This window comes from Nonomuraea sp. NPDC005501 (assembly GCF_040605905.1).
Taxonomy (GTDB): Bacteria; Actinomycetota; Actinomycetes; order Streptosporangiales; family Streptosporangiaceae; genus Nonomuraea.
In genome coordinates, this window is sequence record NZ_JBEXDT010000064.1 from 1 (window position 1) to 12,288 (window position 12,288).

14 protein-coding genes, 1 tRNA gene and 1 pseudogene are annotated in these 12,288 nt (G+C 69.4%); 11 read left to right on the forward strand and 5 right to left on the reverse strand.

The window, feature by feature from the left end; all coding sequences use genetic code 11:
* On the forward strand, positions 1-198 hold a 198-nt coding region (locus tag ABZS51_RS27360; protein WP_355446601.1), incomplete at its 5' end, for a hypothetical protein.
* 43 nt (positions 199-241) lie between these two features.
* Complete coding sequence (locus tag ABZS51_RS27365; RefSeq protein WP_355446604.1) at positions 242-736, forward strand: MSMEG_6728 family protein; 495 nt, start codon at positions 242-244, stop codon at positions 734-736.
* Between the two features lie 48 nt (positions 737-784).
* Here ABZS51_RS27365 and ABZS51_RS27370 read toward each other — a convergent pair whose 3' ends face one another.
* The 3 genes from ABZS51_RS27370 to ABZS51_RS27380 form a co-directional block, all read right to left on the reverse strand.
* Positions 785-1,951, reverse strand: a complete 1,167-nt coding sequence (locus ABZS51_RS27370) for a Dyp-type peroxidase (RefSeq protein WP_355446607.1) — start codon at positions 1,949-1,951, stop codon at positions 785-787.
* Positions 1,951-2,484: a copper chaperone PCu(A)C gene (locus tag ABZS51_RS27375; protein ID WP_355446610.1), complete on the reverse strand. Its 534-nt coding sequence runs from the start codon at positions 2,482-2,484 to the stop codon at positions 1,951-1,953. Before ABZS51_RS27375 ends, ABZS51_RS27370 begins: the two co-directional genes overlap by 1 nt.
* An 82-nt stretch (positions 2,485-2,566) precedes the next feature.
* The gene (locus ABZS51_RS27380) at positions 2,567-3,112 is read right to left on the reverse strand and encodes an MFS transporter (RefSeq protein WP_355446613.1); all 546 of its coding nucleotides are present in this window, start codon (positions 3,110-3,112) and stop codon (positions 2,567-2,569) included.
* Between the two features lie 206 nt (positions 3,113-3,318).
* Between ABZS51_RS27380 and ABZS51_RS27385 the strand changes: the two genes are divergently transcribed.
* Together ABZS51_RS27385 and ABZS51_RS27390 are read left to right on the forward strand one after the other, a co-directional pair.
* Complete coding sequence (locus ABZS51_RS27385) at positions 3,319-4,020, forward strand: hypothetical protein (RefSeq protein WP_355446616.1); 702 nt, start codon at positions 3,319-3,321, stop codon at positions 4,018-4,020.
* Positions 4,021-4,134: 114 nt separating this feature from the next.
* Positions 4,135-4,683 (forward strand): universal stress protein, encoded by a 549-nt coding sequence (locus tag ABZS51_RS27390; protein ID WP_310707714.1) that lies wholly within the window; start codon positions 4,135-4,137, stop codon positions 4,681-4,683.
* A gap of 9 nt (positions 4,684-4,692) precedes the next feature.
* Here ABZS51_RS27390 and ABZS51_RS27395 read toward each other — a convergent pair whose 3' ends face one another.
* Entirely contained in the window at positions 4,693-6,069 is a 1,377-nt protein-coding gene (locus tag ABZS51_RS27395; protein WP_355446619.1) for a PLP-dependent aminotransferase family protein, read from the reverse strand.
* Positions 6,070-6,138: 69 nt separating this feature from the next.
* On the opposite strand from ABZS51_RS27395, the gene ABZS51_RS27400 reads away from it, so the two are divergent.
* The 7 genes from ABZS51_RS27400 (at position 6,139) to ABZS51_RS27430 (ending at position 11,776) form a co-directional block, all read left to right on the forward strand.
* Positions 6,139-6,588 carry a carboxymuconolactone decarboxylase family protein gene (locus ABZS51_RS27400; protein WP_355446622.1) on the forward strand — a complete coding sequence of 150 codons (450 nt, stop codon included), beginning with the start codon at positions 6,139-6,141 and terminating at the stop codon, positions 6,586-6,588.
* Between the two features lie 3 nt (positions 6,589-6,591).
* Positions 6,592-7,803 (forward strand): MFS transporter, encoded by a 1,212-nt coding sequence (locus tag ABZS51_RS27405; RefSeq protein WP_355446624.1) that lies wholly within the window; start codon positions 6,592-6,594, stop codon positions 7,801-7,803.
* Positions 7,804-8,019: 216 nt separating this feature from the next.
* Positions 8,020-8,139, forward strand: coding sequence for a DLW-39 family protein (locus tag ABZS51_RS27410; RefSeq protein WP_013130296.1), 120 nt, complete (start codon positions 8,020-8,022; stop codon positions 8,137-8,139).
* Between the two features lie 16 nt (positions 8,140-8,155).
* The gene (locus tag ABZS51_RS27415; protein ID WP_355446626.1) at positions 8,156-8,884 is read left to right on the forward strand and encodes an HAD-IA family hydrolase; all 729 of its coding nucleotides are present in this window, start codon (positions 8,156-8,158) and stop codon (positions 8,882-8,884) included.
* 16 nt (positions 8,885-8,900) lie between these two features.
* Positions 8,901-8,973, forward strand: a tRNA-Ala gene (locus ABZS51_RS27420).
* Between the two features lie 296 nt (positions 8,974-9,269).
* Positions 9,270-10,970 carry an Eco57I restriction-modification methylase domain-containing protein gene (locus ABZS51_RS27425; RefSeq protein ID WP_355446629.1) on the forward strand — a complete coding sequence of 567 codons (1,701 nt, stop codon included), beginning with the start codon at positions 9,270-9,272 and terminating at the stop codon, positions 10,968-10,970.
* Between the two features lie 92 nt (positions 10,971-11,062).
* Entirely contained in the window at positions 11,063-11,776 is a 714-nt protein-coding gene (locus ABZS51_RS27430) for a PaeR7I family type II restriction endonuclease (protein ID WP_355446632.1), read from the forward strand.
* 162 nt (positions 11,777-11,938) lie between these two features.
* Here ABZS51_RS27430 and ABZS51_RS27435 read toward each other — a convergent pair.
* Positions 11,939-12,235: pseudogene (locus tag ABZS51_RS27435) on the reverse strand (tyrosine-type recombinase/integrase); the annotation flags it as partial.
* Between the last annotated feature and the right edge of the window lie 53 nt (positions 12,236-12,288).

Genomic DNA, 12,288 nt, shown 5'->3' on the forward strand with positions numbered 1-12,288 from the left:
GTGGCCGTGGCCGGCGGGCCGGTCGCCGAGCTCCTGCGCGCCCACCCGGGCGCGTGCGACGCGGTGGCGTCGCTCCTCGGCTGCGAGGGCGGCTGGCTGACGGAGGAGCCGGCCGCGCACGCCGAGGCCGTCGCCCTGCTGGCCCGCCACCCGGAGACGGCGCTCGCGGTGGCCGGTCTGGTGGCGCCCACGGGGTAGGGGTGCCGGAGAAAGGTGGGGTGCCCGAGAAGGAGGACGGCCCATGCAGACATTCCTCCCTTATCCCGACTTCGCGGGGTGCGCCGAGGTCCTCGACCCCCGGCGCCTCGGGAAGCAGCGGGTCGAGGCCCTGCAGATCCTGCGCGCCCTCACCGTCCCCGGGTACGGCTGGCGCCACCACCCGGCGGTGCGCATGTGGGCCGGCTACGAGGAGGCTCTGGCCAGGTACGGCCTGGAGGTGTGCGGCCGGTGGTGCGACCTCGGCCGCCAGGACACCTGCGCCGGCACGATCACCCGTGAGGTGGCCCAGCACTGCGGCCACCGCGTGGTGCGCGCCCAGCCGGACCTGGAGACGCACGGCGAGCTGCCGCCGTGGCTCGGCGACGCCGCCCTGCACCTCAGCCACCGCTCGGCCCTGCTGCGCAAGGATCCCGCCTTCTACGTCCCCCTCTTCGGCCCCGAGCCGGACGACCTGCCCTACGTCTGGCCGCCGTCCGACCGGCCGCCGTCGTGCCTGCCGGGCAGCACGTTCGCCTGACCCGGGTCCGCGGCCGCGAGCGGCCGGGACCCGGGCGGGCACGGCAGGTCAGGCGGCGAGCAGGCGGTCGCCGACCCACCCGTCCGGCGCGCAGCCGGGCGGGATCGCGAAGACCGCCGAGCCGATCGGCGTGACCCACGCGTTCAGCAGGTCGCCCTCCGCCACCCGCCGCTGCACGGGCACGAACTGCCGGTCGATGTCCGCCTGGTACGACACGAAGATCAACCCCGACTCCGAGGCCCCGTCGCGACCCACCGCCTCGTCGTAGTTGTAGGGCCGTCGCAGGATCCGCTGCCCCGGCTCGGTGGCCCGGGCCCGCCTGATGTGCGCGAACTCCGGGATGACCGGGAACCCGAGCTGGTTGAGCCGGTTGAAGTCGGGCTCGTCCCGCTCGGCCTGGCCGGTGAGCGGGGCGCCCGTGTCGAGCCGGCGGCCGATCGCGAACTCCCGCGCCGACCGGTCCGCCGCGTCCCACTTCTCAAGCCTCATCCGGATCCGGCGCAGCACCATCGTCGTACCGCCGCGCATCCCCTCGGGCCCGTCGCCGATCCACACGGACCGGTCGAGGTCCGAGGGGTTGACCGTGCCGTCGAGCTGGCCCATGAGGTTGCGCTGCGTCGTGCCGGCCGCCTGCGTGCCCGCGGCGCGCCGGAAGCCGCGCTGGCTCCACCGCACCCGCGCGAAGGCCCGCGCGTCCTTGACGATCATCCGCAGCGCGTGCGCCACCGTCATCGGGTCGTCGGCGCAGACCTGCACGAGCAGGTCGCCGCCGCTCCACCGGTCCTCCAGCTCGTCGGTCTCGAACGCGGGCAGCTCCCGCACCGGCGACGTCACGCCCGCCGCCGCGAACAGGCCCGGCCCGAACCCGAACGTGATCGTCATCCGGGCGGGGGCGACGGCCAGTTCGGGCTCGGTGTCGGCGAGGGCCGGCCGTCCCTGGGTGAGCCGGCGGGCGTCGTCGGTGAGGAGCTGCATCAGCCGGACGATCGCCTCCTTGCCGGTGCCGGGCAGCAGGTCGAGCCCGAGGAAGACGGCGTGCGCCTGCGGGGTCGTCGCGACGCCGGCCTGGTGCTCGCCGTGGAACGGCTCCACCCCGTCGCCCGTTCCCGGGACGGCTGGTGCGGCTCTCACAGGTACGGCCGTGGCTCCCCCGGCCACCACCGGGAGCGCGACCCCGCCCGCCAGCAGCCTCCGGCGGCTGATCGCGGCGCCCATCAGTGCCCCGTCCCCGGCTGGTAGTCCTCCTTGCCGCCGGCGAAGTCCTTGCCGACGGCCGTGAACTCCAGCGGCGAGCCGCCCTTCACCGTGAGCGTGAACGGCACCCGCACGCCCGGCTTCACCTCTTCGGTGACGTCCATGAGCATGATGTGGTCACCGCCGGGCCGCAGCTCGTGCGTGCCGCCCGCGGGCACCACGATGCCGCCCTCCTTCGGCCGCATGATCATCTTGCCGCCGGACTCCACGACCTCGTGCAGCTCCACCTTCTTCGACAGGGGCGTGCTGCCGGCGACGATGGTGATGTCGGCGCCGGTCGGGTTGACCAGGGTGCCGAACGCGGCCGTCATCCCCTTCTTCGTGGTCTTGACCCACGGGTCGGTGATGGTGAGGACGGCGGTCTTGTCGGCGGCGGTGCCGGCGGTAGGGCTCGTCCGGGCGGCGCCGGTGGTGGACTCGGTGGCCTCCTGGCCACCACACGCGGTCAGCACGCAGACGGCGGTGACGAGCACCAGAACATGACGGGAGAACATGGGAAACGCCTTTCTCCACCCGGGTACGGGCATGCCGAACATGCGCACGTCCCAGCTGCGGTTGTCGAAAAGAGGGGAGATGTCAGAACAAATCGACAACCATCGGCGGACCCCGCCGGCTCACCGCGTACCGCAGCACGGCCCCGCGCAACACCACCGGCCGGGCCGTACGAACCATGACGAACGGCGTCCAGAACACGGGCAGCCGCACGAGCAGCAGCCGCACCGCCAGCCGGCGCAGCAACGCCCAGAACAACGCCTCGCCCCGGGCCAGCCACAGCCCGGTCAGCAGCGTCGCCCACCCGTGCGCGACGAGCATGCCGAGCCCCGGCACCAGCCCCGCGTGGGCGTCCGCCGGCATCTCGACCGGCGAGGCGGCATGGGCCAGCGAGAACACCACGTGCAGCACGGCCTGCGCCCCGCCGAGCAGCGGCAGGATCGCCCGCGCCGCCCGCTCACGCCCGGACAGCGGACACGCCGCCGCGAACACCCCGCCCAGCGCCCCGGCCACCATGCCCGGAGCCACGCTTCCCCCGCCGAACGCGTGCGCCCCCCAGCCCAGCCCGACACACACCACGGCGAACACCGCGGCACGCACGAGCCGGAACGGAACCGAGGCGGGAGACACAGACGGGATCATCCCACGCGCACCCCACGCCCGGTGATCCGCACGTTCAAGGGGCGACATTGCCCGGTCAAGACCCTCCTACACAAGGACCTACCCGGGCATAATGGCGGCCGATGCCGATACATCATGAGCCGATGCGCGAAGAGCCGATGCTCCATGAGCTGACAAATCATGAGCACATGCATCATGAGCCGATTAATGCGGACTTGTCGGCTTTCGCGGCCACCATGGCCCCCGTCGTCAACGCGGTCCACGTCAACGTCCACGCCGCGGCCCGCCGGCAGCGCGACGACCACGCCGAGGCGTGCGGCCTGACCCCCGGCCTCCTCATCGACCTGCGGTACGTGCTCCCCGCGCGCCCGCTCACCCGCCGCGACCTGTCCGTCGTCTACCGGTACGGCACCGCCGCCGAGCTGGACGCCGAGATCGCGGCCCAGCTCCGCCAGGGCACGCTGGCCGAGGACGCCGACGGCCTCCTGCGGCTCACCGACGCCGGTCGGTCCTACCTCCGCGGCCTGTACGAGGTCCACGCCGCCGCCACCCGCCGCCTCTGGGACGCCTACGACGTGCCGGCCGTGGCCGCCCTGCTGGGCGAGGTCATGGCGCGGGCCGAGGCCGAGCCGGGTGGCGCGTTCGCGGTGATGGCGCCGCCGTACGAGCCCGAGGGGACGCCGCCCGGCCTGCTGCTGTTCAACCGCGTCGCCGCGCTGCGCTACCACCGGGCCGACGCCCACGCCGCCGCCTGGCACGCCGCCGGGCTGACGGCGGACACGGTCGTCGAGCTGGGCTGCGGTCCGCTGCGTGACCGGATCGAGGAGGACACCAACCGGCGCGCCGCCCAGCCGTACGCCGCGCTCACCGGCCACGAGCGCGAGACCCTGTTCGAAGGGCTGCTCGCACTCATCTGACCTCTCGCGAAGGGACTTGCCGTCATTCCGCCCCCGCACGCTACGCCCCGGGGCAGCGAGGGACTCCGCAGTTCGCAAAGTGCCACCTTCAGGTAACCAGCGGCAAGGAGCAATATGGTCGAGTACCCCTTCGAGGAGGGTGCCGTGGATCATGACCTGCCCGGTGGGCCGAGGCTGATCGTGGGGATCGACGAGACCCCGGCCTCGCGCTGGGCCCTGGCCTGGGCCATCGGGGCCGCCCGGCTGCACCGGATGACCCTGGTCGCCGTGCACGTCAGCCGGGCGCCGGTCCACCCGTTCCCCGAGGCGCTGCCGGTGCAGCAGGCGCTGCGGTCCGGGGAGGAGGCGCGCTGCGCCGAGGTCGTCGGGGGGGTGTTCGAGGATGTGGCGGGCGGAATGCCCGAGGACCTCACCACGGCCGTCGTCGGCCGGGTCGGCGACCCCGGCTACCACCTCGTGGACCTGGCCCGCGAGGGCGACCTGCTGGTGCTCGGGCGCAGCCGGCGCGGCCTGCTCAGCCGCATGCTCCTGCCGTCCACCAGCATGTACTGCGCGCGGCACGCCAGGACGACGGTCGTCATCGTGCAGCAGCCGTCGCCGCCGGACGACCCGGAGCTGACGGGGGAGCGGGCCAGACGCTTCTGGACCCGCAAGCACTTCTAGCCCTGAGTTCTAGCGCAGGGACTCGTCGAGGAGGCGAAGACCCGCGGGGAGGTCCGGCTGCCGGATCGCGCCGTAGCCGAGCACCAGCCCGGGCAGCGCCGGGGTCTCGCCGCAGTACGCGTCGAGCCGCTCCACGGCCAGCCCGGGCGCCGGCCGTACGGACACGCCCGGGGCCAGCCGGGCGCAGAGGTGCAGGCCCGCGACCGACGGCACCACGCGCAGCCGCTCGTCGCGCTCCAGCGCGGCGGTGATCAGCGCGCGCCGGGCCGCGTACTCGCGGGTCGCCTTCCTGATGTGCCGGGCCAGCAGCCCCTCGTCGATGAACCGGGCCAGCGCGGCCTGTGTCGGCAGCGAGCCGTGCCAGTCGGTGAGCTGCTTGGCCGCGCGCAGCGCGGGCGCCAGTGAAGCCGGCGCGACCAGGAAGCCCAGCCGCAGCGCCGGGAGCAGCGTCTTGGAGAACGAGCCCACGTACACCACCCGGCCGGCACGGTCCAGGCTCTGCAGCGGCTCCAGAGGGCGATCCCCGAAGCGGAACTCGCTGTCGTAGTCGTCCTCGATCACCACGGCCCGGCGCCGTTCCGCCCACGCCAGCAGCGCCGCCCGCCGCGCCAGCGACATCGGCGTGCCCAGCGGGAACTGGTGGGACGGCGTCACGTACACGAGCCGGACCCCGCCCGGGATGGCGGACACGTCGATGCCCTCGCCGTCCACCGGCACGCCCACGACCCGCGCGCCGAGCGAGCGGAACAGCAGCCGGGCCGGCGGGTACCCCGGCTCCTCCACCGCCACGCACGCGCCCGGCTCGATCAGGACCCGCCCGACGAGGTCGAGCGCCTGCTGCGCACCGCTGGTGATGAGCACGTCGTCCGCGCCGGCCCGTACGGAACGGCTGACGCCGACGTGCCGGGAGATCGCCTCCCTGAGCCCCTCATGCCCCGCCGGGTCGCCGTAGCCGGCCGTGAAGGCGCTCACGCGCAGCTCCCTGGCCACCAGCCTGCGCCAGCTCTCCATCGGGAACAGCCGGGGATCCGGCACACCGGCCCGGAAGTCGTACCGGGCCGGGGACACGGGTGCCGCGGCGGGCGGCATCGACCGCCACAGGGCACGCGGCCGCACCACGCCCCGCGGCGCGGCGCGCCCCCGCACCGGCTCCGCCGACACGAACGTGCCCGCCCCCGCCCGCCCCACGAGGAACCCGTCGGCGACGAGCCGGTCGTAGGCCACCGCGACGGTGTTGCGCGAGATCTCCAGGCGCCGCGCCAGCTCCCGCGTCGGCGGCAGCCGCTCACCCGACCGCAGCCGGCCGTCGAGGATCGCCTCCAGCAGCTGCCGGTAGACCTGTGCGGCCAGGTCACCCCGGCCGGTCAGCGTCACGTGGACGTCCATGCTTGGCCCAATCAGTTCACCGGAAATTGGAGCTTACACCGGGACAAGCCGCTCCCTAGGCTCGGTGTCATGACAGAACGCATAAACGTCGGTGCCCTCGCCGGAGAGGCGTACCGCGCGATGGCCGGACTCGACCGATTCGTCAAGGACAGCACCCTGCCCGCGCCGCTGCTGGAGCTCGTCCGGCTGCGGGCCAGCCAGATCAACGGATGCGTGTACTGCGTGGACATGCACAGCTCCGACGCCAAGCAGGCGGGGGAGAGCGACGCCCGGCTGCACGCCGTCGCCGTGTGGCGCGAGGCGCCCTTCTTCACCGACCAGGAACGGGCCGCGCTCGCCCTCACCGAGGCCGCCACCCGCCTGTCCACGCACGACGTCACCGACGAGATCTGGGACGAGGCGGCCAGGCACTTCGACGAGCGGCAGCTCGCGGCCCTGGTGGTGGCCGTGGCCACGATCAACGCCTGGAACCGCATGGGCGTGGCCACCCGCATGACCCCCGAGTCGTACAAGGGCTGACCGGTGGGAAACGACCTCAGGACCCTGACCGCCGCCCAGCTCGTGGCCTCGACGGGCGACGGCGCGTACCTCGTCACCTCGGCGCTGTACTTCACCGGCGTCGTCGGCATGTCGTCCGCGCAGGTCGGCGTCGGGCTGACGCTCGGCTGGGCCGTCGGCGCGCTCGCCGGGGTTCCGCTCGGCCACCTGGCCGACCGGCGCGGCCCGCGCGGCGTCGCCGTGCTGCTCGCCCTCGCCACCGCCGCGGCGGTCGCCTCGTACGTCCTGGTCCGGTCGTTCCCGCCGTTCGTCCTCGTCGCCTGCGCCTACGGGACCGCGCAGACCGGCCTGTCCGCCGCCCGCCAGGCCCTGCTCGCCGGACTGGTCGAGCCCGCGCACCGGACCCGCGTCCGGGCCGCGCTCCAGTCGGCGCAGAACGGGGGACTCGCCGTCGGAGCCGCGCTGGGCGGCCTGGCCCTGCACCTGAACTCCCGCGAGGCGTACCTGGCGGTGCTGGCCGTGGACGCGGCCTGCTTCCTGGGCGCCGCCCTGGTGCTGCTCCGGCTGCCCGCCGTGCCGCCGGCGCCGGTGACCGCCGGTCCCCGGCTGGCGGTGCTGCGCGACCGGCCGTACGCGCTGGTCACGCTGATCAACACGGTCATGCTGCTGTACATGCCGATGCTCAGCCTGATCGTCCCGCTGTGGATCGCCCAGCGCACCGCGGCCCCCACCTGGACGGTGTCCGCGCTCCTGCTGCTCAACACGGCGGGGGTCGTGCTGTTCCAGGTCCGCGTCGCCCGCCGGGTCCGCGGCCTCGCCGACGCCTCCTCCTCGGTACGGCGGGCGGGGCTGGTCATGCTGGCGGCCTGCGGGGTGTTCGCGCTGTCGTCGGCCGGCTCGTCGCCCTGGCTGGCCGGCGCCGTGCTGCTGGCCGGGGTGGCGCTCCAGGTGGTGGGCGAGCTGCTCCTGGCCTCGGGAGCCTGGGAGATCAGCTTCACCCTGGCTCCGGACGACAAGCAGGGGCAGTACCAGGGGTTCTTCGGCACGGGGACGGCCATGGCCCGCATGCTGGGGCCCGCGCTGCTGACCACGCTGGTCATGGGATGGGGGACGGTGGGGTGGCTGGTGCTGGGGCTGATGTTCCTCGGGGCGGGCGTGGCGATGCCGCCGGCCGTACGATGGGCTAGGCGCGGCATGGCCGTCACTCCGGTGTCGTCCCAGGCTGTTGAATCGTGAGAACAACCCCGCGCGCCTTGCCCCGCATGATCAGATCGTTGTCCAAGATGGACGGGTAAGGCGGGTCTCACCTGCGTCAGCCTTGCCATGCTTTGCACATTCCGTACATCTGGTTCGTGCGCGAAACAAGGACCGCAGCGAACCCTTGCTAGGCTGCATGTCAACCGTTGGGTCTCACCCCGGCAGGTGAGGCCGTCGAAGAAGTGGGGTCACACCGTGAAGAAGCTGCTTGTTCTGGCGCTGGTCGCCCTTGGGGGGTTGCTGATCTGGCGCAAGGTGCAGGCTGACCGCGCCGAGCTCGATCTCTGGACCGAGGCCACCGGCAGCGAGAACTAACCGACCTGGCGAGGCGATGAGTGACGTCGTCCCCATCCAGCTGGCGTGCCTCGACCTGGCAGGCACAACAGTCGGTGACATCGCCATGGTGGAGCGCGCCTTCGCCGAGGCGATAGCCACACAGGGCATCGTCCCCGGGACCGGAGCGTACGCGCGTGCCATGGTGCACGTGCACCGGTCCCGGGGCTGCCCCAAGATCGATGTCTTCCGTGGGATCTTCCCCGACAACGAAGCCCAGGCGCAGGCCGCCAACCTGACCTTCGAGCGCTCCTACGAGGGCGCCCTGGAACGGGCCGGCCTCGTCCCCATGCCCGGAGTCATCGAGGTCCTGGACAAGCTGCGCGGCTCCGGCCTCCGGCTCGCCCTCATCACAGGCTTCAGCCGCACCACCCTGAGCCGCGTCCTCAGCGTGCTCGGCTGGGACGACAAGATCGACCTCGCCATCTCCCCCGAGGACGCCGGCGGCCGCGGCCGCCCCTGGCCCGACATGATCCTGCACGCCGTGCTCCGGCTCGGCATCGAGGACGTACGCGCGGTCGCCGTCATCGGCGACTCCGAAAGCGACATGCTTGCGGGCCGCCGCGCGGGCGCCTCGATCGTGGCGGGCGTCATGACGGGCGTCCACAGCCGCGAACGCCTCCTCAAGGGCGGTGCCACCCACATCCTCGACACGATCGCCGACTTCCCCAGCCTGGTGCTCAGCGACGACCTGCCCCCGCACCAGATGGGCACGCCGGGCCGGTAAGCTATCTTCGTCTGAAGGGGCCTTAGCTCAGCTGGCAGAGCGCCTGCTTTGCAAGCAGGATGTCAGGAGTTCGAATCTCCTAGGCTCCACCGCAGGTGAAAGGCCACTTCCTATGATCGGGAAGTGGCCTTTTCGATCTTGTACAGCTGCTAAGTACAGCTACGGCGCCGATCGTCGTCCAACCCTCGCGGGACTCCTAAGGTCCGAAAAGCTGTAGCCCTGTGAGGCGCATTGGGCTCGACGTAGGCCGCGACTCAGTTCGAGACAGAGCCCAACCCGCCTCTTGCGCCATCGGATGTGACGCGTCACATGTTGGCCGGGGCACTCCGCTCACTCACCTCATGCCCAATCAGTCACCTCAGGGGAGGTCCGGAAGAGGTGGCCGATGGGCCTGTATCTTGCTGAAGTGGCTGCTGATGCGTTGTTCAATGTCGGGTCGTCATCCCTGCCGCTGCCGGCCGAGGGGACGGTCGAACATGGGGAGGTGTTCACTCGTCGCTGGGTTGTCGATCTGATTCTCGATCTTGTGGGTTACACAACCGACCGAGAGCTATGGAACCTACGAGTCAGTGAGCCTGCATGCGGTGAGGGCGCCTTCCTTGGCCCGATCATAGAGCGCCTGTCCGCCTCCTGCCGCGCGGCGAATCGATCACTGCTGGATGCCCAGGACGCAGTAGAGGCATTCGATCTTCTAGGCCGAAATGTCGCACACACGCGCAGTCTTCTATGTCGGCAACTAGAGGGCGACGGTTGGCCAACCGATGAAGTAGCGAAAGTAGTGCACGGTTGGGTGCAACAAGGCGACTACCTGCTTACGTCACCGGGTCAGCATCAGCACGCAGATTTCGTAGTCGGTAACCCGCCGTATATCCGACTAGAGGATGTTCCAGACGAGAGGATGGCGGCTTATAGATCTACGTGTTCGACAATGGGTGGCCGCGCGGATGTCTATGTCGGTTTTTATGAGCTCGGACTACGGAGCCTTAAGCCAGGCGGCAAGCTCGGGTTCATTTGTGCTGACCGGTGGATGAGAAATCAATATGGGCGAGGTCTACGGCAGATGGTGAGCCGCAGCTTCAGTATGGACTTCGTACTAACCATGCATGATGTGGACGCCTTCCACGATCAGGTCTCGGCTTATCCAGCCATCACCATCATTAGTAATCGGCCTCAAGGTAAGGCGATCGCTGCGGATACCAGGCGGGGGTTCGGTCAAGAGCAGGCATCGGAACTGTTGGGATGGAGCACGGGAGGTGAAGGCGATCGTGTGGATGCGTCAAATTACCATGCCGCTCGGCTGCCGCACTGGTTTCCCGGTGAGGATTCATGGCCTGCTGCATCCCCTGCACGACTAGCGATTCTTGAACAGCTCAGCGACCGCTTTCGCACACTCGAAGATCAAGTTACGGGAACTCGGGTCGGCATAGGCGTAGCGACTGGCGCAGATAAGGTGTTCATCACAGACCAGTCCGATCTCGTAGAACCCGACCGGCTTCTCCCGCTAGCTATGGTCCGAGATACTCGAAGTGGAATGCTGACATGGAGCGGCAGCTACCTAGTGGACCCCTGGAACGATGCTGGTCAGCTTGTCGACCTCGATGACTACCCGCGTCTGCGCTCCTACTTCCGCCGGAACAGCCAGGCCTTGCGCGGCCGACACATCGCCAAGAACAACCCAGACCGCTGGTATAAGACCATCGACAAGGTCGACCACCGCCTCACCGCTCGGCCTAAGCTGCTGTTTCCGGACATGAAGCTCACGATCCATCCTGTCCTGGACGATGGTGGGCACTACCCGCACCACAACCTGTACTTCGTGATCTCCGATGTGTGGGATCTGAGAGTGCTTGGCGGACTGCTGCTGTCCAAGGTCGCTGAGGCTTTCGTCGAAGCCTATGCCGTGAAGATGCGGGGAGGCACCTTGCGGTTCCAGGCTCAATACCTGCGGAAGATCCGCGTTCCCGATCCAGCCGACATCGATGCGGAGACTAGTCAGGCGCTGGCGGATGCGTTCGAGCGTCGGGACGTTCAGGCAGCTACGCAGGCTGCTCTACGCGCCTATGGTCTAGCGGAGCTGCCCGAGTGAAGGTGGCCTGCACTGGTGCCACTTCTGTCCGTATCCGCGCAAGTTCTGGCGTTTTCCCTCCTTCGGGGCGCGCATGCGGCAGATTGATCTATGTGACCCCCACCTTCGATGACTACGACACAGCGATCAGGGCCTTCTGGGCAGGGCGTGACCTTCAGGCCCAGAGACAGGCGGAGTCAGGCAAGATCGATGCTGGAACACGCGGACAAGTCACTGGCGGCCAGCACCTAGGTGCCCTACAAGATCTGATCGCTGAGCAGTTCGCGCCGCTTGAGAAGCTGGGTGCGAAGGTTCGTAGGACCGGAATCATTCCGCTGCCAGGCTACTATCGCCGGGCGAAGAATTGGGACATTGTGGTGACCTATAAGGAAATGCTGGTCGCCGCCATCGAATGCAAATCTCAATCCGGCTCCTTCGGCAATAACTCTAACAACCGAATAGAAGAAGCGATAGGAACGGCAGTCGACCTATGGCGCGCGTATGAGGCGGGTGCGGTCGGAACCGTACGGCCATGGCTCGGATTCGTCTTCGTCCTGGAACATTGTGAGGGTTCGACCCAACCCGTGCGCGACAGCGGCAAACCTCTCTATCCCATCGACCCAGAGTTCAACGCTTCCTCTTACACCACTCGCTATCAGCTGCTATTCCAGCGCCTCGTTCGTGAACGCCTCTACGATGCAGCCTGCCTCATCAGCACGGAGAAAGGCCAGGGCATCTTCGGTGAGCCTCTCGCCGATGTATCGACTCATAACCTCACGGCCGCAATCAGCGGACGTGTCGCCTACATGCAAGGACTCATTCAGTAGCAGGTGGCGATGACGGTAATACCTACTCCGTCTAAGTAGCGAGGTCATTCCCGAGTAGGGAACGGCCTCGCTGAATTTCGGTGACGATGGACTCCGTTGCGACTCCAACTGCTCACCGAGCTTTTTGAGTGCCTTGCGCGTGTCTGCGGATGAGACTTCGCTGTACACGTTCATGGTCACGGCGATCTTTGAGTGGCGAAGGATCTGCATGGCCACGCGGGGGTGTACGTCGAGGGCGACGAGCAAGGATGCGCAGGTCTTGCGGGTGGCGTGGACGTGGACCCTGCGCACTTCGGCCTTGTCGCAGGCGTTCGCGAAGCTGCGGCGGAAGTTGGACGGCTCGACCGGCCGGCCGCTGGCGGTGGTGAAGACGAGGCCGGTCTCGTGCCAGTTCTCACCTGCTGCTTCGCGGGCGGTGTCGCGTGCCCGTTGACGGGCACGGAGCGCGGTCGTGACGATCTCGGGGAAGGGAAGGGAAGGGAAGGGAAGGGAAGGGAAGGGAAGGGAAGCGT